17 protein-coding genes and 1 pseudogene are annotated in these 20,659 nt (G+C 38.6%); 14 read left to right on the forward strand and 4 right to left on the reverse strand.

What is annotated here, in order from left to right:
• A partial coding sequence (brnQ, locus tag LJD61_RS14085; protein ID WP_255228189.1) for a branched-chain amino acid transport system II carrier protein occupies positions 1-1,309 on the forward strand: 1,309 nt, incomplete at its 5' end.
• Between the two features lie 157 nt (positions 1,310-1,466).
• On the opposite strand, the gene LJD61_RS14090 is transcribed toward brnQ, so the two are convergent.
• The gene (locus tag LJD61_RS14090) at positions 1,467-1,706 is read right to left on the reverse strand and encodes a CD3324 family protein (protein ID WP_255228190.1); all 240 of its coding nucleotides are present in this window, start codon (positions 1,704-1,706) and stop codon (positions 1,467-1,469) included.
• A gap of 496 nt (positions 1,707-2,202) precedes the next feature.
• Between LJD61_RS14090 and LJD61_RS14095 the strand changes: the two are divergent.
• Positions 2,203-2,574 (forward strand): annotated as a pseudogene (locus LJD61_RS14095) (transposase); the annotation flags it as partial.
• Positions 2,575-2,850: 276 nt separating this feature from the next.
• Entirely contained in the window at positions 2,851-3,867 is a 1,017-nt protein-coding gene (locus LJD61_RS14100; RefSeq protein ID WP_255228191.1) for a homocysteine S-methyltransferase family protein, read from the forward strand.
• A 351-nt stretch (positions 3,868-4,218) separates the two neighbouring features.
• Here the strand turns inward: LJD61_RS14100 and LJD61_RS14105 are convergent, their stop codons facing one another.
• The 3 genes from LJD61_RS14105 to LJD61_RS14115 all read right to left on the reverse strand — a co-directional run bounded on the left by LJD61_RS14105 (position 4,219) and on the right by LJD61_RS14115 (position 5,163).
• Entirely contained in the window at positions 4,219-4,449 is a 231-nt protein-coding gene (locus LJD61_RS14105; protein WP_255228192.1) for a helix-turn-helix domain-containing protein, read from the reverse strand.
• Positions 4,450-4,519: 70 nt separating this feature from the next.
• Entirely contained in the window at positions 4,520-4,753 is a 234-nt protein-coding gene (locus tag LJD61_RS14110; protein WP_255228193.1) for a helix-turn-helix domain-containing protein, read from the reverse strand.
• 104 nt (positions 4,754-4,857) lie between these two features.
• A complete protein-coding gene (locus tag LJD61_RS14115; RefSeq protein WP_255228194.1) occupies positions 4,858-5,163 on the reverse strand; it encodes a helix-turn-helix domain-containing protein in 306 nt (101 codons plus the stop codon).
• Positions 5,164-5,570: 407 nt separating this feature from the next.
• On the opposite strand from LJD61_RS14115, the gene LJD61_RS14120 reads away from it, so the two are divergent.
• The 11 genes from LJD61_RS14120 to LJD61_RS14170 all read left to right on the forward strand — a co-directional run bounded on the left by LJD61_RS14120 (position 5,571) and on the right by LJD61_RS14170 (position 20,501).
• Entirely contained in the window at positions 5,571-6,641 is a 1,071-nt protein-coding gene (locus LJD61_RS14120) for a TRAP transporter substrate-binding protein (RefSeq protein WP_255228195.1), read from the forward strand.
• A gap of 23 nt (positions 6,642-6,664) precedes the next feature.
• Positions 6,665-7,141, forward strand: coding sequence for a TRAP transporter small permease (locus LJD61_RS14125; RefSeq protein WP_255228196.1), 477 nt, complete (start codon positions 6,665-6,667; stop codon positions 7,139-7,141).
• A gap of 7 nt (positions 7,142-7,148) precedes the next feature.
• Complete coding sequence (locus tag LJD61_RS14130; RefSeq protein ID WP_255228197.1) at positions 7,149-8,423, forward strand: TRAP transporter large permease; 1,275 nt, start codon at positions 7,149-7,151, stop codon at positions 8,421-8,423.
• A gap of 36 nt (positions 8,424-8,459) precedes the next feature.
• On the forward strand, positions 8,460-9,581 hold the full coding sequence (locus LJD61_RS14135) for a M24 family metallopeptidase (RefSeq protein WP_255228198.1): 1,122 nt from the start codon (positions 8,460-8,462) through the stop codon (positions 9,579-9,581).
• Positions 9,582-9,592: 11 nt separating this feature from the next.
• Entirely contained in the window at positions 9,593-9,979 is a 387-nt protein-coding gene (locus LJD61_RS14140; RefSeq protein ID WP_255228199.1) for a RidA family protein, read from the forward strand.
• 357 nt (positions 9,980-10,336) lie between these two features.
• Positions 10,337-11,752 carry an MBOAT family O-acyltransferase gene (locus LJD61_RS14145; RefSeq protein ID WP_255228200.1) on the forward strand — a complete coding sequence of 472 codons (1,416 nt, stop codon included), beginning with the start codon at positions 10,337-10,339 and terminating at the stop codon, positions 11,750-11,752.
• Positions 11,753-11,815: 63 nt separating this feature from the next.
• The gene (locus LJD61_RS14150) at positions 11,816-13,189 is read left to right on the forward strand and encodes a DHHW family protein (protein WP_255228201.1); all 1,374 of its coding nucleotides are present in this window, start codon (positions 11,816-11,818) and stop codon (positions 13,187-13,189) included.
• Positions 13,190-13,310: 121 nt separating this feature from the next.
• A complete protein-coding gene (locus tag LJD61_RS14155) occupies positions 13,311-14,636 on the forward strand; it encodes a BMP family ABC transporter substrate-binding protein (RefSeq protein ID WP_255228202.1) in 1,326 nt (441 codons plus the stop codon).
• A 214-nt stretch (positions 14,637-14,850) separates the two neighbouring features.
• Positions 14,851-15,342: a hypothetical protein gene (locus tag LJD61_RS14160; protein WP_255228203.1), complete on the forward strand. Its 492-nt coding sequence runs from the start codon at positions 14,851-14,853 to the stop codon at positions 15,340-15,342.
• A gap of 194 nt (positions 15,343-15,536) precedes the next feature.
• On the forward strand, positions 15,537-17,441 hold the full coding sequence (locus LJD61_RS14165) for a site-specific DNA-methyltransferase (protein WP_255228204.1): 1,905 nt from the start codon (positions 15,537-15,539) through the stop codon (positions 17,439-17,441).
• A 12-nt stretch (positions 17,442-17,453) separates the two neighbouring features.
• Positions 17,454-20,501 carry a type III restriction-modification system endonuclease gene (locus LJD61_RS14170; protein ID WP_255228205.1) on the forward strand — a complete coding sequence of 1,016 codons (3,048 nt, stop codon included), beginning with the start codon at positions 17,454-17,456 and terminating at the stop codon, positions 20,499-20,501.
• Positions 20,502-20,659: the final 158 nt, after the last annotated feature.

The raw sequence follows: 20,659 nt of genomic DNA on the forward strand, positions 1-20,659 counted from the left end.
TAAAAACATGCAAAATATTATTATCATTGGCTTTGCCTTGTTTGCATCATTTTTCGGAGCAGGAAATTTGATATTTCCGCCATCAATTGGTATAATCGCCGGAAATCAGTGGTTAATAGCTTTGGCGGCATTTGTTCTATCAGGCATTATCCTACCTTTGTGTTCTTTTTTAGCAGTATCCAAGGCAGATGGTACAGAAGAAAGTATTGCAAAAGAATTAGGTCCCATATTCTCTAAAGTATTCGTGGGTATTATCATGCTTTGCGGCAGCATACTTATTGTAATACCGAGAACTGCAGCTACCACTTATGAAATTGGAATCACACCATTCTTACCAAATATTCCCCAATTCATTGTATCTCTAATCTATTTTGCAATTGTAGTATTTTTTTCAATAAATCAAAGCAGTGCCATTGACAAGATTGGGAAATATCTGACGCCTGTTCTAATTGTTATGATGGCAATTATAGTAATAAAAGGCATCATCACTCCTATTGGCACGCCTGCAGACTTGGGTGCGACCAATGTATTTAAAAATAGCTTTATTGCCGGATATCAGACTTTGGATGCAATTGGCGCCCTTGCTTTTTCCGGGGCTATTATCTCAGCCATAGAAGGAAAAGAATATGCAGATATAAAAGAACGGAGAAAAATTGCTTTCTCATGCGCCATGGTTGCAGGATTGGGGCTCTTAATTATATACGGCGGATTGCTCTATATTGGAGCTACCGGAACTGATTTGTTCCCGGCAGATGTGGAAAAAACCGCTTTGTTAACCGGATTAGTAAATAAATTGCTAGGCAATACAGGAACTACAATTCTCAGCCTTGCGGTTACATTCGCTTGTTTGACTACGGCAATCGGTGCCATGGCAGGAGCGGCCGGTTTCTTTGAAAGAGTAACAAATCATAGGATTAAATATAAGAAAATCGTCATCATCTCAGCGATTATAGGAGTTATCATTTCTTCATTAAAGGTTGAACAGATTGCAAACCTCGCGGGTCCGCTTCTCTCAATTATTTATCCCGTATTGATTGTTTTGATTATATTTGGCATGTTCAATCAATTCTTGCCAAAAACAAAAAAAGGGTTATATGCAGGTGCTGTTTATACAACTCTGATAATCAGCATTTTAGAAACCTTGCCTGCCTTTGGGATTAAGATAGGTACGGTTGGCAACCTTATCGCGAAACTTCCTTTAGCCTCCATTGGTTTTTCTTGGATAATTCCTGCTATAATAGGAGGTTTTGCCGGTTGGCTTTTATATAAAAATAAATGGGTAGAAAGCGCTGATTCAGAAGCATTTTAAGATAAGCCTCCACGAACATATTGCTTAGCGGCATTCAAGTGCACCTCCCGACATTAAGGCTTTGTAGCTATCCAGGTCGGGAGGTGCACTTGAACGTCTGGCATCATTGAAGGTTATTTTTTTCCTACTTTTGCATTGTCACTATATACAATTCTTCTTATGCTGTCTCAGAAAGATTATAAAGCCCTATTAAATCTTCTATCGTAAATCCCTTTTTATATAAGTTATAAATCTCTGAATTTCTATTCTTAATAAGCTCCTTTGTTCCGTTGACTTCTCCCCATCGGGCTCTCTCATTTTTCTTCTTGGGGATATATATTATTTCTCCTTGTATATATTTTTGCACCTCTTCTAATAATTCAATGGGAAGAATATCCTTTCCATTTTTGTAGACCAATGATGAAAACCTCCTCTTTTAATGACAAATCACTTCCATTTATTAATAATGTTTTCATCCTTACACCTCCTCAAATTTAAGATATAAAAATCCCGTGGAAGAATAACCATACCGCGGGATCATGAGCAATAAAAAACACGAGAACCTATCGTGCATGCCTGTTAAAGTCAGCTAAGTCCTTTATATTTGACATTTCAGGTGACGGTTATTTTTTTATGATTAGAAAAATGCAATGCAAAAAATCCGGATGCTCGGATGATTATATTAAAGAATTTTTCTAATCCTTATATGCCCCATTGAATTGGATGTCAATGCATGGCATCAGATCCATGACAGCATAGAATAAAGGGAGGCAGTAAAGCCTCCCCAAACTGAGTCTTTTGGGCTGATAGTTCCTCGCGCTAAGCGAGGCACCACCTAATCAAAAATAATTATAATAAATTAACCTCTTGTGCTAGGTTTTAATTTACCAAAGCTTTCGAATGAAAAACTCCAAATACCTATTCCAGTATGCAAGTTTGGAAGAGCTCATTTTCATAAGACATTTAAAGGGTTTGGCGCTGCTTATGGTAAATGTGCTTCCAAGAAGGAAACATACTTGGGGTATAAGCTGCACATGCTTGCAACTATAGATGGTTTCATAACTGATGCCGTAATCACTCCAGCAAACATAGATGACAGAACAGCAGCTTGGGATTTAACCAGTGTCTATAGCAAAATTCAATTCCCCAAAGTATTGAGGCAAACCATCTTTAGACTAAGGAGAAGGATTAAAACCAAGTTGTTGGCGTATAATCTTTGTTACTACATCAATAAGCTTATGGGTCGTGAGGTATATTCAAGAATCAAAGAGTTAGTATTTGGATAATCAATCCACATCAAAGTATCTTAGTTTGGCAGGGATACTATACCCTAATCAATTGGTATAATATTCGTTTCGATTAAATCAAATTAATTAGCACAAGAGGTTAATTTATATCAAAATTATAGTTATTAGACATACATATAAATTAACAGACTGGGAATTTTGATTCTTGGTCTGTTTTTGCTTTGTTTAAATCCAATTTTGACATTGCCGACATTGCAAAAGCTCGCAAGATTATAGTACAATGATAGAAAACATATGCGCAGGAGGAATTAAGATATGACAACTCAGCAGCGGCGCGCGCTTTTTATTAAAACCTTGGAGGAAGTGCCCATTTTTATGGTGCAGGGATCGGTTGGAGAACGCATTAAGCGCAATTTCACCCATCGTAATCCTCCAAAGCCACTGGGGCTGTCCGGGCTTTATTATACCGAAGACGGACACCGTGGACTGGATGCCGCATTTCATGATTATACCGGAATTGCCCAGAAATATGATGTGCCCATGATGCTGCATCCCTATTGCAAAGTAATCGACCGTGAGATAATCAAAGGGGCCTACTATGAAGACCGGAATATCACGGCCGATAACTTTAATCATTGCCGTTCCATTGTAGACGGTTATCCTTCCATCCGCGAAAAAATATTTATTGGCACCACTCTAGGCTTCTCAGGCGATCCTTACCTGCCGGAAACAGGGCTTCCGGAAGAGGAAGCGTACGCATTTCACTCCCGGACCGCAAAAGTGTTGGATTTGTTGGAGCACGACCACGCCCGTACCGGACTTACTCCCACTCTGCCCGAAGCTGCCGGCGCCGCCCGCGCGTTGAGCGAGACAACCATACCCTATTTCGTCAGTTTTCTGGTCCGTAAAGACGGTAAGCTCTTGGACGGCACCTGGTTGCATGATGCAATCGCATACATCGACAGTAAGACCGAGAAGTGGCCGCCTCTATTTTATCAGGTCAACTGCGTTCATCCACGCAACATGATCAAATGTCTGGATCAAACCCCAAACCGCACCGAGCTCGTCCGAACTCGTTTTCGAGGGTTAGAAGCTAATGGCTCAGATCTGAGCCCGGAGGAACTGGATAATGCCGCAGCGATTTATTCCAGCCCTGCCGAAGATTGGGCTGACGACATGATGCGGCTGTATCGGGATTACGGCCTAAAAATTCTGGGCGGTTGTTGCGGCACGGATCACAGCCATATGGAGCAGCTGGCCATGCGGGTTCGTGCTGTTTATGATATCGAACAGGCTTATACAGATGTGATTTCTGATACAAACCCACAATGAGAAGGTAACCAAGATCTTATTGAATGGCTGAAGTCATTCAATAAGTAAAAGTAGTATGAAAATGTAAAGTGATTAAACTAAAATTTGCTGTATTCCATTGGGTCTATGGTTTCACTTTACATTTTCATTTACTTTACATAAGAGGGAAAAACTTTATACGGGAGTGGAACAAGGAGGTGCATACGACAACTAGGCGGGTTCCGGATGAATTCTTTGAAAATGAAGAAGCCAGAGCCCTGCTGCTATTGCCAAACACCAGGTTTAGGATGAAACCTCTTGAAAATAGTAAGATGAAACCCGTATCTCCCTACTTTAACAGGGAGATACGGGTTTACTTACCACAATAACATATCACTTATTAATCTTTGGATTATCGGTCCTACCCATCAGATAATCAACAGACACATCAAAATAATCAGCCAGAGCTTCCAATTTCTCCAGGGTGGTAGTTCTTCTGCCTCGTTCAATATCACTGACAGCAGTGTAAGTAAGCCCAACAATTTCACCCAGCTCGGACTGCTTAATATTTTTCTTTATTCGCAATGCTTTTACACGCTCTCCGAAAATCTCTTTTGAAAACATAAACAAAAACCCCTTGTATACTCTTACGGAGTTTAAATCTAAATTGCTTTAAAAGCAAAAGAATAAAGGATCATTTATAAAGCTTTGGGTTATCAGTTCTACCTATTAGGTAATCAACGGATACTCCAAAATAGTCAGCCAGTGCAACAATCTTATCTATAGGAGTTGTTCTCCTACCTCTTTCAATATCCCCAATAGCACTGCTGTAAGAAAATCCAACGACTTTTGCGAGCTCAATCTGGCTAAGATTGCGGGCTATACGAAGCATTTTGACACGCTCAGAAAAAAGTTCTTTTGAAAACATACAGAAAATCCCCTGTATCCTGCAATAAGCAGCATGAAGTATAGCTAAATTTGCTTAATGCAGAATGTATTTTGAGAAGGCTTGTTAAACAAAAGTATATATTATTAAATTCTCAAGCTTGCTAAAAAGTCTTTTAATAATTTTATCTGCTCAGGATTAAAACCTCTTAGTGTTTCTACAATTTCTTTAAGTTCGGGGGTTAAAGGAGTACCGTTAGACTCCTCTGCAAGATCGGAAATTTTAACGTTAGTTGCAATAGAAATTTTGTGTATTATATCAAAAGTTGGCCTTTTTAGGCCTCGTTCTAATTCTGAAAGATAAGAAGTGGAAATATTGCACGCTTTAGCGAAATCTTTCTGTGTCATTTTCAGCTTTATTCTTAATTCTTTTATCTTAGATCCAATGTCCATAAAGAAAACTCCTTATAAGTCATAGTATTCCTAACAAAAGTTACAAAAGAAAGAAAAATCAAGATATACGCAGTATAGGGAAGAAAAATGGCTATAAGCATTCGCTATAGCGCGTATGAAATGTTGAGAAAATACATGCTATAGCATAAAATATTAACTGTGGTCAATTCTTCATTGTAACTATTTGTTAATAGCTTTTTACTATTTCTCAAAAATATTAAAGGCAGGTGATAATGAATTACAACAGTATAAAACCAATAACTTTAGCTCAGGGTTCTGGCACGCGCATTTTTTGGCCAAGACCCTGAGACAGCAACTCTAATTATTATAATACTATAGTGTATTAGGCAAATCAACAACTGAATTATCGAAGAATGAGAGAGTCATTAAAGAAGGGGGTCTGGAATATGAAAAAAATCAGTATGAAAAGACTTCTTAGTTTTTTACTGCTTTTAACTTTTATCACAAGTGCTGTAGCAACGGGATGCAGCAGTAAGCCCGCAAATTCAGCCAACTCAGCAGAGCCGACTGACAAGGAGGATAAAAAAGAAGATACGATAGTTATCAAGCTGGGACATCATCACAATGTTGATGGGGTTGTTGATCTTTATTGTAAAAAGTTTGCTGAGCTGGCCGACACCAAGAGCAATGGACGCATTAGAGTGGATGTATATCCCGGAGCTCAGCTAGGTCAAGAAAATGAAGCTGCAGAAGGGATACTGATGGGTACGCAGCAAATGAGCGGCGTCAGTACAACCGCATATAACAACCTGATCAAGGGCTTTGGTCTTGATATGCTCCCGTTCATGTTCGACAGCTATGAGTCCATTATGAAGGTTTTTACCGATTCGCCGGTAGGAGAGGAGCTTGAAAGCCGTTTCTTGAAGCAAAACGGCAGAATACTGGGATGGATAGCCTTAGGCGGCAGGCATATGATTTTTACTGATAAAGATATCAAATCAGTCAGTCAGATGAAAGGAATGAAGATGCGCTCACCGGAAAGCGACCTCTTTGTCGGCATGTTTAATGCCTTAGGATGCCGTCCTACACCCATTACCTGGGGAGAGACCTATACCGCCTTGCAGACAAATGTTGTAGACGGTATGGAAAGTCCTACTACGAGCATGAAGGATATGAAGTTCTATGAAGTGGCGAAATATTGCCTTTTGACGAATCATATGTGGGGCACATTCAATCTTGTCATCAATGAAGGATTCTTTCAAAGCCTGCCTCAAGACATTCAGCAGATTATTATAGATTCGGGCAAAGAAGCAAGCGTATACGCCAATAAGGTATCCCAAGAGGAAGAAAAGAAATCCATAGACTTCCTGAAAGAAAAGGGAATGGTATTTCATGAGCTGCCCGAGGAAGACGCGGTGATAATGAGAGCTTCCATAGAGCCTGTAATAGATAAATGGGGTAAAGAACACGGGGCTGTGGAATTGATCAAAATGCTGCGGGAAGAGGTTAAAAAATAAAGCTTTTCAAAGGAGGTATGATTTTGGAAAAGTTTTTTAAACTATATGACTCCTGGATTGAAAAGGCAATTGCTGTTCTGATGGGCTTCTTGATAATCAGCCTTTTTGCTCAGGTAATATCACGTTATGCATTTAATTTCCCTATTATGTGGACCGATGAGATAGGAAGATATACATTTATATGGATCGTTTACCTGGGGTCTGCCGCAGCATTTAAAAATAAAAGTCATTTGATTGTGGATGTATTCACCCCAAAAATGCCTCATAAACTACAAATCCGCCTTAATCGTTTTTTCCATGCCGTGATAATCCTATTTCTATTCCTAGTGTTTAAGTATGGTCTCCAATATACCATAAATAATATGGGCAATCCGGCATACAGCACGAACGTCATCAGCCTGGGCATAGCATATGCTTCCGTCCCGGTGGGAGCGTTATTGATGATAATAAATATCCTGCGTGCGATATCCGAAGATATGAAAACGGAAGGAAAGGAGTGAAATTACAATGATAGCGTTAATGATAATATCTTTTATCCTTTTGCTTTTACTTGGTATGCCTGTAGCTTTTGCCATGGCTATATCCGGTACATTGGCTCTGTTTGGACTCAGTAATGTATCCTGGATACTTGTGCCCCAGAGGATGTTTCTGGCATTGAACAGCTTTCCTTTCCTGGCCATACCTTTGTTTATACTGGCAGGTGAGCTTATGAACACAGGCGGCATCACACGCCGCATCGTCAGATTCGCTGACTCGCTGCTTCGCCAATTCCGCGGAGGATTAGCCTATGTAAATGTGCTGACAAATATAATAATGGCGGGCTTTTCCGGCTCTGCAACGGCTGATGCTGTTGCCATAGGCTCCATAATGATCCCAGCGATGGTGGATGATGGATACCCTCCCGGATTTTCGGCAGGACTAACCGCATCCGCATCCTGTATAGGGCCCATCATACCGCCGAGCATAACCATGGTGATGTATGGTGCCATAACAGGGGTATCCATAGGCTCTATGTTTCTCGGAGGCTTCATACCCGGACTTTTAATAGGGCTTGGTTTGATGGCATTGGTGTGGTTCTACGCCAGAAAGTATGATTTCAAAAGAAGCGAAAGGGCGTCATTATCGGAAATATTATCGTCACTAAAAGATGCGATATGGGCTTTGATAGCTCCGGTTATAATCCTTTTCGGAATTATGTCGGGAGTCATAACCGCGACGGAAGCAGGGGTGATTGCCGTTATATACGCATTGGTAGTCGGTCTTTTCATATATAAAGAGATAAATATAAAGCAAATTCCCGCGATACTGGCCAAAGCAGGCATGAGCACCGCAGTGCCGTCGATCATTATTAGCTGTTCCGCTATTTTCGGATGGATACTTGCACGGGAGAACTTTGCAGTTGCCGTCATCGATATATTCATGAGCATATCAACAAACCCTCATGTGGTGTACTTCATGATAATTCTGATGCTCTTCCTGATAGGATTGTTTGTGGACGGCAGTGTAGCCATTATCGTATTCTCCCCCATACTATTTCCTATCGGAAATCAGATGGGCTTTGATCCAATCCACTTTGCATTGGTCATAATAATTACCATACTGATAGGTACCGTCACTCCGCCTGTGGGATTGCAGCTTTATATCGCATCCTCCATTGCCAAGCTGCCTATCAGCAAGGTTACCATATGGCCCTTTGTGGCTGTAATGGTAGCAGTTTTGTTCCTCATCACTTATGTTCCGTCATTGGTCACGTACATTCCCCATCTTGTTTTCGGAGTTTAGGATTATTAAAATAAAAAATTATAAGGAGAGAGAAGAATGGATAAAAAAATTTTAGAAAAGAGAGCAGAGCGTCTGAGAGAGCTTATGATCCATGAGGATATGGATGTACTGGTAGCAATATCTCCCGAGAACGTGCTGTATTCAACGGGAGCGTACATAATAACCCAGAGAAGCCTGAGAGACAGGCTTGAGATAAGCATAATCCCCAAGGATGGAGATGCTGTATTCGTAGTGTGCGGCATTGAGGAAAGCCTGGCAAGGGATGAAAGCTGGATCGAGGATATCAGGCCCTATGTGGAATTCAAGCAATCTCCGATAAAATTTCTAGCAGATGTGCTGGCGGAAAAAGGCCTGGACAGAAAGAAGGTAGGCATTGAGCTTCACTACCTGAGCAGCACATTTTATAAGGAATTGATAGGGTATCTGCCAAATACTAAGTTTCACGAGTGCAGAGGTATATTTGACAAGGTTCGCATGATAAAGGAACCCCAGGAGATAGAGCTCCTTGCCCAGGCAGCAAAGGCCAGCAGGAAGGCTGTAGATGCTGCTTTCCTTACCGCCAGGCCCAAAGATACGGAAAGGCATCTTTCCACTGAGATTATGACCAATCTTATGAAGCAAGGGCTGGACTGGTCATTTATGGTGCTGGGAACAGGCAGAAGGACCATGCTTACCCATTCTACACCTTCAAATATACCGATGGAGCCTGGAGATATCATCAGGGTGGATTTTGGAGGTATACTATCCGGGTACCAATCAGACCTGGCACGTACTGCCGTCATAGGGAAACCGTCGACTGTACAGGCTGACACCTTTAAGAAGCTGGCTAATATCCAAAGAGAAGTAATAGAGAGCATGGAGATAGGCGTGAGGTTTTGTGATGTGTACAACAAATGTAAGGAGCTGTTCGAAAAGAACCATCTTCCCTTTTCTATGCCTCATATAGGCCATGGCCTTGGGGTGGATTTGCACGAGCATCCTATAATAAATCCTCTGAATGAGGAAGAGCTCCAAGAGAATATGATCATAAATGTTGAGCCTCTTGTTATATATGGAGGGTATGCATATCATATAGAAGATTTGATACAGATCACGCCAAATGGTCCCAAGATTCTTACAGAATCTGAAATGAGTGAAGAGATACCTGTAATTTCATAGGAGGTTTAAGTATGAGCATAAGGTATATTGCTGCTGAATCCGTTCCTTCCAGTCCATTGTTTTCACAAGGGATTATTGCCGGTCAATTCCTGTTTACCTCAGGACAGCTCGGCTTGAACAGGTCAAACGATGAGATGGAAAATTTGACCTTTGAAGATGAATTTGCACAGGCTCTGGAGAATATAAGAGCGATACTCAAATCAGAAATGCTTGATTTGGATAATGTAATCAAGGTAACAATTTATATTACTGACATAGGCCAATTTGATAGTCTGAACGATATTTATCTCAGGTATTTTCCAAAGCATAAGCCGGCCAGATCATGCATAGTGGTAAATTCTTTAGCGAAAGGTGCCAGGGTGGAGATCGAAGCAGTGGCATTTAGCGACAAGATGTAGAGAGTTTATAAAAATGAAGAAATACAGATATATTTATATCTTCACTGAAAAATAAAGTTTTTCAAGGAGCAGGAAAGTCGGAGTAAAACCCGATGGAACTGCTCTTTTTAATCCATATCAAGTGCTAAACTATTATTGATGTCATAACACATGCTAAACCATGACGAGAATTGAAAGTTTTATCCTGCTGCATACTTTTTAGAGAACTATCAATATGGTTATGCGTCTAGTAAAATAAGGTGTATAATTAAAGAAGGTATATCTTGAAGCTTGTGAGAATGTATAGGTGTTATACACAATCAATAGACAATATGGTAAAGATAACAGATGAAAAATGGATGTTAGGGGGCAGCGTTAGTGGTATTTTCCAGCTTATTTTTTCTTTGCGTTTTTTTGCCTATTAGTTTAGGTATTTATTATATTATAAAGAACAGAACCTACCGAAACTGTATATTAATTCTTACTTCATTATTGTTTTATGCGTGGGGTGAGCCTATATGGGTCACTATCCTGATTTTTTTGACATTCCTGAATTGCTTCATAGGGCTGGCAGCGGAGAAAAATAGGGAGAACCGGAAGGGCAAGATATCAGTTGCCATATCAGTGACCACATCTCTCCTGATTTTGATCTTTTTCAAATACTCAGGTTTCATTATAGATAATGTAAATGGTATTTTTGGTACAAGCCTTCATATGGTGAAAATTAACCTTCCCATAGGTATATCCTTTTATACCTTTCAAATTATTTCATATGTAATTGATGTTTATAAAGGAGAAGTAGATGCACAAAAATCTCCTTTCAAACTGCTGCTTTACGTTTCATTGTTTCCTCAGCTTATTGCGGGACCCATTGTGCGGTATAAAGACATTGCGGAAGATATTGATAATAGGGTTGAGACAGCAGCGGGGTTTAATTATGGAGTAAGCCGTTTCATAATGGGTCTTGGGAAGAAGGTAATCATAGCCAATACTGCCGGAAAGACTGCAGAAGCCTTCATGGGAACAGACTATACAAGACTCCCCGTACTAGGGGCTTGGTTCGGCATATTGCTTTTTGCTATTCAAATTTATTTTGATTTTTCCGGTTATTCGGATATGGCAATAGGACTGGGCAAAATGTTTGGATTCACATATAAGGAAAATTTCAATTATCCTTACATATCAAGATCAGTGACTGAATTTTGGCGGAGATGGCACATTTCACTAAGCAGCTTTTTCAGGGATTATCTTTACATACCTTTAGGCGGAAATAGAAGGCATAAGCTTAGAAATCTATTTATTGTTTGGCTGTTAACGGGATTTTGGCACGGAGCCAGTTGGAATTTTATCATCTGGGGATTGTACTATTTTATTTTGCTATTTATCGAAAAATTATTTCTTAATAAGCTGCTTGGAAAAATACCGGCAATTTTTTCAGCAATATATCTGTGGATTGCAGTGCTGGTGGGGTGGGTATTCTTTTATCATACCGATTTAAGCCAGGCTGTGCATTTTATTGGAATCATGTTCGGTGCAAACAATGCACCTATTTCCACACCGGAAGTAAGTATTTGTTTACGGAACAATGCTGTATTTCTTGTTATTGCCTTTATTGGATGTACACCTGCGCTGAAGTTGCTCTATCAAAGAGTTAACTCATTTGTTCAAAATGCCAAAGGTATTCTGGTTTTAGAATCCTTTGTAAAGCCGATTTTTAATGTATGTGTATTGATACTGTCCATTATTTTTTTGGTGGGACAATCATACAACCCATTTTTATATTTTAGGTTTTAATGAATACATTAAGATTATTTGATGTTTTGAGAATAATTGACATAATTTTGTGGAGGAGAATATATGAAAAGGTTCAAAATTGACACAATACTGTTTATAATAATAATTTCAATTTTGGGCATATCAAATCTGCTTAATTTTGATAAGCCTTCGATTTCCAAACTGGAAAACAGAGCTCTTAAGCGTAAGCCCCAGTTTTCATTGGCAGAACTGTTTAGAGGCAGCTATTTGAAGGATTTTGAGGAATATTACAGCGATACTTTTATCCTAAGGGACAACCTGTTAAAGATTAACAGAGACCTGCGATATGCCATAGAATTCCTAGGTTCGGATATTTCCTTGGTAACTGCCTACGAGGATATTCAGATGCCTGAGGAGAAGGATGATGAATATAAAGTGAGTGCAGCAGAAAATGCAGAACTCTTACATCCCGAAACTGCACAATCTATAACTGATGGTAAGAGCACTCCTTCACAAACAGAATCGTCAATTCCAAAACCAAAAGCTGAGGAAGAATTAAAGAAAGATTTCGGGGACGGGAAAGATGTTGGCTATTGGTTGGTAGTGGACGGTAAGGCTGTTCAACTGTTTAAGTTCAATAAAGAAAATTTTGAATACTATTCCCAGGTTCTTAATAAATTCAGCGAGAAGCTGGGAAGCAATGTGAAGATATATTCAATGATACCTCCAACTGCGGCGAATTTTATGATACTAAAAAGATACAAGGGGATTACTGATTCACAAAATGATGCCCTTGCTTTTTTGAAAAGCAAGCTAGATGAGAATATTTCTTTTGTAAATGTTTATGATCCGCTTAACGAGCATAAGGAAGAGTATATATACTTTAGGACTGATCATCACTGGACAGCTCTTGGAGCATATTATGCTTATGCTTCCCTAATGAAAACTATGGGAGAAGAACCTGTAGCTTTGGAACAGTATGAGACAATAAATCTGGGTGACTATCTGGGAAGCTCATATACAAAGACATTGGACAAGAGTCTTGAAAAAAATCCGGATAATGTGGTAGCCTACAAGCCTTTTACTGATAATGAATACTTTATGTATTCCGGAACTGATGAGAAAAAAGCAGATATTATCGATATGAAATATGCCGATGACATAAAAAATAAGTATTTAGCATTTATGAGTACAGGGGGAGCTACCTGGAGCGTAGTTAAAACTGATGTCAACAACGGGAAAAAGATAATGGTGGTGAAGGATTCATTTGGCAATGTCTTGATACCGTTCCTGCTTCCCCACTATGAGGAGATTTATGTTGTAGATGCGAGATTTTATAGTAAAAGCGTAACGGGTAAAAATATAGTGCAGTTTATAGAGGACAAAGGAATAAATGAGTTATTGTTCGTTATTTATATGGAAGATGTGAATTGGCATAAGTTTATGCAAGGTGTAGAAAATCTTCTGGGCAGTTAGATTCATTAAATTCAATAGGTGTCAGGTACAAAGGCTTTTAGGTCACACAAATAAATAAGTGCAATAACCTAATAAGATCGGTATCCGGCACCTCAAATAAAGTAAAGAGAGGAGATATAGCGTGAAAAAATTAATAATGGCCTTTATGCTTATACTTCTTGTATTGGGTGGTATGATTCCAGAAATAAATGCTTATGCTGACTATGATACAAAAATTACTCAAATAGATGGGAAATATACTATTTCGATAAACTATATTTTTGATAAGCTGGGAGCCAAAGTAAGCTTGGAAAACAGTACTTATACCATTACAAAAGGGAAAAACATAATAATACTTAATGTTGGAAGCAATTATGCGATTGTAAATCAAGAAGAGGTTGAAATGGATATACCTGTGACTTACTCTGAAGTTTCAATGAAATTTATTGAGAAGTATGATACTTTGTTCGGCAATAATGTTATTTGGGATGAGAAATCTCATATGGTAAGCATAATGAAAACGGAGGCACCGGTAAAATCAAACGTATCCTTTGGTATGGTAACTGATATAGGAGGGCTTGGAGATAAATACTACAACGACTGGGCATGGAGCGGACTAATAAAGGCAGGTAAAGAACTTGGATCAGAACCTTTGGTCATACAGTCAAGAAGTCAGGAAGACTACCTGATAAATATGATCAAGATGACAAGAAAAGCTGACCTTACAATAGGAATTGGGTTTCTTATGGAAAACGCAATGAAAGCAGCTGCTAATTTGTATCAGGATAAAAAGTTCGGCATTATTGATACAGTAATCGATGCGCCTAATGTAATGTCTATAACATATAAAGAGAATGAGGGATCTTTCTTAGTGGGCGTTATTGCCGGGATGACAACAAAAACAAATACTGTAGGGTTCATAGGCGGGATGGATATTCCTATCATAAAGGAGTATGAGATAGGCTTTAGAGCCGGAGTTGCATCTGTAAATCCGGATGCTAAGGTGCTTATAAGCTATACAGGTGATTTTGCTAATCCTGAGTTAGGCTGGGAAGCCGCACTTTCTCAGCATAATCAAAAGGCTGATGTTATATATCACGCTTCAGGTGCCTGTGGGATAGGGATTATTTGGGCTGCAGACCAATACGACTTCTGGGCCATAGGAATGGACAGCGACCAGGCAATTTTTTCTGAGAAAAATAAGGTCCTCTGCTCCATGGTAAAGAGGGTAGATGTTGCAACTCATTATTTAGCAAGATCTTTAGCAGAAGGTACTTTTAGAGGCGGATATGAGAAATGCATGGGATTATTGGAGGATGGAGTAGGCTATAGCGACTATGGTAGAAATGTATCCGACAAAGCTGCTGAAGTTGCTGAGAAATATAAAGTGAAAATAATTAAAGGGGAAATTATTGTTCCATCAACTGAAGAAGAGTTGAGCACTTTTAAACCGGTTAAGTTGAAATAGACATTACGCAAAAACATGATGTACCGGGAGCGTAAGTGGTACGGAAACCTCTGAAAAGCAAACGGCAAAGAATCGCTAGAATATTAAAGTAAAGGTTATTAAACGTATAAGCTAGAGACTATAAATAATTTTATTAATTATATGATATAATTTGGGCAAATGTTTCCTCTTTATCCATTAAGCGCGAGGGTATAAAATTATAGTGAGGTAAGATATGGAAAGTAAAAGGATCGGAAAAACAGACGAATCTGGGAAAAAGCTGATAATTAAAATGTTAGGCAGTCAAAAAACTCATGGATTTGATATTGATAGTATTTATTACTTAGACGGAAAGTGGCGAATTATAGAACTATTAAAATGTGATACTGTGGAGCCTTATAAAAGCCATCCATTTAGGTATCCCAAAAACTGGCAGAAATTTGCTTCGCTATTTGAAATAACGAATGCTTTAAAGGGAGAATTATGGTTGGTTAACTATTCTACAGTTCCTGAATGGGAGAATGAGGTTCGATTATTAATAGTCGAAGATATGTATTATGATAAAATTAAAGAATATTTAAAAAAACCTAAAGTCTATGGTGCCCCAGAATATCTGGAGTATCTAAAAATTAAAAAAGATAGCCTCATGACCTATGATGAGTTTTCAGATTTTTTTAGGGAAGTAAACAATAAGGCTACAGCACTTTGGCTAGACAAAATTAAATAGTATAAGTATTATTTGTCAGATCAAAAGCTGTGACAGGAAACAATCCATAGTTTGGAGATGCATCAGATATTAAGGAAACAATAGAAGTTGGCTAAAGAAAGCGAAAAGCAATACAATCGGCAAGTGACATCTATGGGAGTTAGAAAAGTTAAGGAGGAACTTGACGATTATCTGAGATAGACGGAGGTGCAATCATGGAGAGAATGAGAATGGAGAGTACAGATATTACAAAGAAAAATATTGAAAGAATAGAAGCCTTATTTCCTAATGTAATAACCGAAATGAAAGATGATAACGGAAACATTAAGAAAGGTATAAACTTTGAACTATTAAAGCAGGAGCTTTCTGGAGAAGTTGTTGACGGAGAGGAATGCTATAACTTTACCTGGGTTGGTAAAAATGCAGCTATTATAGAAGGAAATACTCCTATTCGAAAAACTCTGCGCCCTTGTATTGAAGAAAGTAGAAATTGGGAGACTACAGGTAATTTATACATTGAGGGAGATAACCTTGATGTTTTGAAACTGTTGCAGGAGAGCTACCTAAGCAGCATAAAGGCGATATACATAGATCCACCTTATAATACAGGGAAAGATTTTATTTATAAGGATAATTTTAAAATAGATCTTGATGATTATATTGAGCAAATCGGTGCTTACGACGATAAGGACAACAGGCTGTTTCAAAACACTGAAACAAACGGAAGATTTCATAGCGACTGGTGCAGCATGATATATCCCCGCATTAGATTAGCGCACAGGCTGCTTAAAGAAGATGGAGTTATTTTCATAAGTATCAGTGATGCCGAGGTAGATAATCTAAAAAAAATCTGCAATGAGGTTTTTGGTGAACAAAATTTCCTGGCAGATATTATATGGAACTCAACTAAGTCAGTTACAAATACAGCAATAATTTCTGTTTCACATACACATAACCTGGTTTATTTTAAATCAATGGACTATTATGTGAAAAATAGAGAGAAGTTTAGATTGCCAGAAGAAGGAGAAGGCTTTTCCAATCCCGATAATGACCCACGCGGACCATGGAAAGCAGACCCATTTCAAGTAGGGGGGTGGAGACCTAATCAGCAATATGAAATTATGAATCCTAATACGGGTGTTGTTTATAAGCCTAATGCTAATTGTAGTTGGAAAAATGACTATAATAAGTTCCAGGAATTGATGAAGGATAACAGGATTGTGTTTGGCAAAACCGGCGACGGTGGTCCGCAGAGAAAGCGTTTCATTTGGGAGGCAGAGGGAAGAGGAAAAGTTACAAAAACCATATGGGATGATATAGAAACTACAACAAATGGCACGCAATTACTTAAAAAAATGTTTGATGGCATTAGCATGTTTGATAACCCAAAGCCTGTTGAACTATTGAAAAGGATTTTGCAGTTATCAACATCTCAGCAAGGAAATGATATTGTTCTGGACTTCTTTTCCGGCTCGGCAACCACTGCTCATGCGGTTATGCAATTAAATGCAGAAGATGGGGGGAATCGCAGGTTCATTATGGTTCAGTTACAAGAACCATGCGGTAAAGAAACTGAAGCGTATAAAGCAGGGTATAAGAATATTTGTGAAATTGGCAAAGAACGAATCCGCCGAGCGGGAGAAGGAATAAAAGCCGAAATTGAAGAGAAAAATGCTCGATTAAAGATTGGCGGAGAGGTTAAAGCAGTGCCTGATATTGGTTTTAGAGTCTTGAAGGTAGATAGTACTAATATGAAGGATGTATATTATGCCGCCAATGAATATAGCCAGTTCTTGCTTGAAAAATTGGAGTCTAATATAAAAGAAGATAGGTCGGATTTAGATCTTCTATATGGTGTACTTCTTGATTGGGGTTTACCATTATCACTAAAGCACAGAATTGAAGAGATAGAAGGAATTTCAGTCCACACCGTTGACGAAGGAGCCATGATCGCATGCTTTGCTGAGAGGATCTCCGAGAATGTTGTCCGTGAGATTGCAAAACGCCGGCCCCTCCGTGTAGTATTCAGAGATAGCAGCTTTATTAGCAGCCCGGCTAAAATCAATGTAGAAGAAATATTTAAGCTTTTAGCTCCAAATACAACGGTGAAGGTAATTTAGGTGGTGGGTGAAATGAAGCTAAAATTTAAGCATCAGAAATTTCAGGCAGATGCAGCAGCTGCAGTGTGTGATGTATTTGCCGGTCAGCCTAATATTGTGTCGACTTATATCATTGATAAAGGCGCGATGAACGGGGCAGAGCAACAATCCTTTTTCGATGAAGAAGAACTCACAGGCTATAGCAACAAGAAGATTCTGATCTCTGATGATGTCATTAAAGCCAATCTTCAGAGGGTCCAAAGGCAAAATCATATCGAGCCTTCTTCCAAGCTGGAAGGTAAGTATAATCTGAGCGTCGAGATGGAAACCGGTGTAGGAAAAACCTATACTTATATCAAGACCATGTTTGAACTGAACAGACATTATGGCTGGAGTAAGTTCATTGTAATAGTCCCTTCTGTCGCAATCAGGGAGGGTGTGTTTAAGTCTTTTGAGATTACCAAAGATCACTTTGCTGAAGAATACAGCAAAAAGATTCGTTATTTCATATATAATTCTCAGGACCTCACTAAAATAGATCAATTTGCGAATGATAGCGGGATCAATGTAATGATTATAAACTCCCAGGCCTTCAACTCCCGGGGAAAAGATGCCAGACGTATTTATATGAAGCTAGACAGTTTTCGCTCACGAAGACCTATTGATATCATTGCTGCAATGAACCCTATTTTGATTATTGATGAGCCGCAGTCGGTAGAGGGTGCCGCAACGAAAGAGAGACTCAAGGAATTCAACCCTCTCATGACCTTGCGTTATTCCGCCACTCATAAAAAGGATTCAATATATAATCTTGTATACAGACTGGATGCTCTGGAGGCCTATAACAAAAAACTGGTAAAAAAAATAGCCGTAAAAGGAATTTCAATAATAGGAACTACAGCAACAGAAAGCTATCTATACCTGGAAAAAATCAATTTGTCCAGCGATAAGCCGCCAACTGCCAGTCTGGAATTTGAGATAAAAGGGAGAAACGGTATAAGAAAATCAACTAGAATCGTCAGAGAAGGATATAACCTTTTTGAGCAGTCCGGTGGTCTTGATGAATACAAGGGTTATACTGTTTCCCGTATCAACGGATTGACTAATACGGTTGAGCTTAGCAACGGAGTCGTGATTTCTTCAGGAGATGTAATAGGTCTGGTCAATGAAGAGCATATACGCCGCATTCAGATAAGGGAGACTGTTAAATCCCATTTGGAACGGGAGCGTCAGCTTTTTTATGATGGTATCAAGGTATTGTCTCTCTTCTTTATAGATGAAGTTGCTAAATACAAGCAATATGATGAGTCGGGAAATGCCTTCAACGGAGAATATGCAAATATTTTTGAAGAAGAGTATCAAACAGCTCTTAACGAATTGCAGATGGTCTTCGGTGAAGATGACTACCTAAAATACCTAAATGGGATAAAGCCTGATAAGACACATGCAGGTTATTTTTCTATCGATAAAAAAAGTAATCGTATAACCAATAGTAAAATAGGAGATAAAAAAGAATATACTTCTGATGATGCGGATGCATATGACTTGATCATGAAGGATAAAGAGCGGTTATTAGATAGAAGAGAACCCGTGCGGTTTATTTTCTCTCACTCAGCTTTAAGAGAAGGATGGGATAATCCTAACGTATTTCAAATATGTACCCTAAAACAGAGTGGATCAGATGTTAGGAAACGTCAGGAGGTAGGCCGAGGGCTTCGCTTATGTGTCAATAATAACGGTGAAAGAATGGATACAAATGTGCTTGGTGGGGACGTGCATAATATAAATGTTCTAACTGTTATTGCAAATGAGAGCTATGATAGCTTTGCAAAACGTCTTCAATCTGAGATAGCAGAGGTTGTTGCAGATAGACCTAAAGAAGTTACAGCGGAGCTTTTTGAAAATAAAGTAATAAGAGATGCTAATGGATTTAACGAGCAAGTAATCGACTATAAGCTTGCCAATAAGCTTATAAACAGCCTTATTAGAAACGGATATATCAGTGACGATAATATTTTGACGGAAAAATACAATGATGATATTAAGTCAGGCATATTGCATATTGCTGAGGAACTTGCTCCGTATAAGAAAGACATTATAAATATCCTTGATACAATTTACAATCCATTAGAAATGGCGCCCGAGGACGCTAGAAGCAATAATATAGAATTGAAGGTCAATGATTCAAAACTTCAAATGAAAGAGTTTAGAGCCCTTTGGAATAAAATAAACGCCAAGTCAGCTTATGTTGTCGATTTTGACACTGATGAATTAATTCGAAAGTCAGTTAGAGCTTTGGATAAAGAATTGAGAGTGTCTCAGGTTTTTTTTAAGATTGAACATGGCGAAATGAACATCATTAAATCTAAAGGAACGCTGCAAAGCGGTGAGGCTTTTGCAAAGGTGGCTGGTAGTACAGGCAAGATAAACTCTGTCATAAATACGAGTGTAAAATATGACTTAATTGGAAAGATTGTCGAGGGAACTGGCTTAACAAGAAATACCGTAAGCACTATATTAAGAAGCATAGAGAAGGTAACTTTTGAGCAATTTCATCGTAATCCGGAAGAATTTATTGTTAGAGCCACTAATTTGATCAATGAGCAAAAAGCAACGGTCATTATTGAACATATTACCTACAATAAGCTTGAAGATGTTTACTCAACAGACCTCTTTACAGCTCCAACACTAAAAGGCAGGCTTGGTGTAAATGCAATTAAAGTAGAAAGACATATTTATGACCACATTATTTATGATTCAAAAAATGAAAAGAAATTTGCGGAAGAGTTGGATAAATGTGATGAAGTAGCGGTTTATGTAAAGTTACCAAGAGGATTTTATATTAATACTCCTGTAGGCAAATATAATCCTGATTGGGCAATAGCCTTCCATGAAGAAAAAGTTAAACACATCTATTTTGTTGCAGAGACAAAGGGAGATCTATCTTCAATGCAGCTGCGAAAAGTTGAAGAACTAAAGATTCATTGTGCAAGAGAGCATTTTAAGAAGATCAGTAGTGATACAGTTAAATATGAAGTTGTAGACAGCTATGATGCTTTACTGAATGAAGTTATGAAATAATAAACTTGCTATAATGATAAGTGTAGAATTGTATACTGTGTATATGAGATTTTTGGCATATCAAGCAATGACCTCTTATCATCTCATTACTTGATATGCCTGAGTTTGTTTAGTCATGTCCAACTTGATACTCCAGATTCTACAAAAGCCTGTGAAAC

Source organism: Lutispora saccharofermentans (genome assembly GCF_024363565.1).
GTDB classification, from domain to species: Bacteria; Bacillota; Clostridia; order Lutisporales; family Lutisporaceae; genus Lutispora; species Lutispora saccharofermentans.

What these genes read in the sequence shown, in the direction of transcription:
- LJD61_RS14120 (WP_255228195.1), top strand. Translation starts at nt 5,571, where the DNA reads ATGAAAAAAATCAGTATGAAAAGACTTCTTAGTTTTTTACTGCTTTTA.
- LJD61_RS14135 (WP_255228198.1), top strand. Translation starts at nt 8,460, where the DNA reads ATGGATAAAAAAATTTTAGAAAAGAGAGCAGAGCGTCTGAGAGAGCTT.
- LJD61_RS14100 (WP_255228191.1), top strand. Translation starts at nt 2,851, where the DNA reads ATGACAACTCAGCAGCGGCGCGCGCTTTTTATTAAAACCTTGGAGGAA.
- LJD61_RS14150 (WP_255228201.1), top strand. Translation starts at nt 11,816, where the DNA reads ATGAAAAGGTTCAAAATTGACACAATACTGTTTATAATAATAATTTCA.
- LJD61_RS14115 (WP_255228194.1), bottom strand. Translation starts at nt 5,163, where the DNA reads ATGGACATTGGATCTAAGATAAAAGAATTAAGAATAAAGCTGAAAATG.
- LJD61_RS14110 (WP_255228193.1), bottom strand. Translation starts at nt 4,753, where the DNA reads ATGTTTTCAAAAGAACTTTTTTCTGAGCGTGTCAAAATGCTTCGTATA.
- LJD61_RS14165 (WP_255228204.1), top strand. Translation starts at nt 15,537, where the DNA reads ATGGAGAGAATGAGAATGGAGAGTACAGATATTACAAAGAAAAATATT.
- LJD61_RS14105 (WP_255228192.1), bottom strand. Translation starts at nt 4,449, where the DNA reads ATGTTTTCAAAAGAGATTTTCGGAGAGCGTGTAAAAGCATTGCGAATA.
- LJD61_RS14140 (WP_255228199.1), top strand. Translation starts at nt 9,593, where the DNA reads ATGAGCATAAGGTATATTGCTGCTGAATCCGTTCCTTCCAGTCCATTG.
- LJD61_RS14130 (WP_255228197.1), top strand. Translation starts at nt 7,149, where the DNA reads ATGATAGCGTTAATGATAATATCTTTTATCCTTTTGCTTTTACTTGGT.
- LJD61_RS14170 (WP_255228205.1), top strand. Translation starts at nt 17,454, where the DNA reads ATGAAGCTAAAATTTAAGCATCAGAAATTTCAGGCAGATGCAGCAGCT.
- LJD61_RS14160 (WP_255228203.1), top strand. Translation starts at nt 14,851, where the DNA reads ATGGAAAGTAAAAGGATCGGAAAAACAGACGAATCTGGGAAAAAGCTG.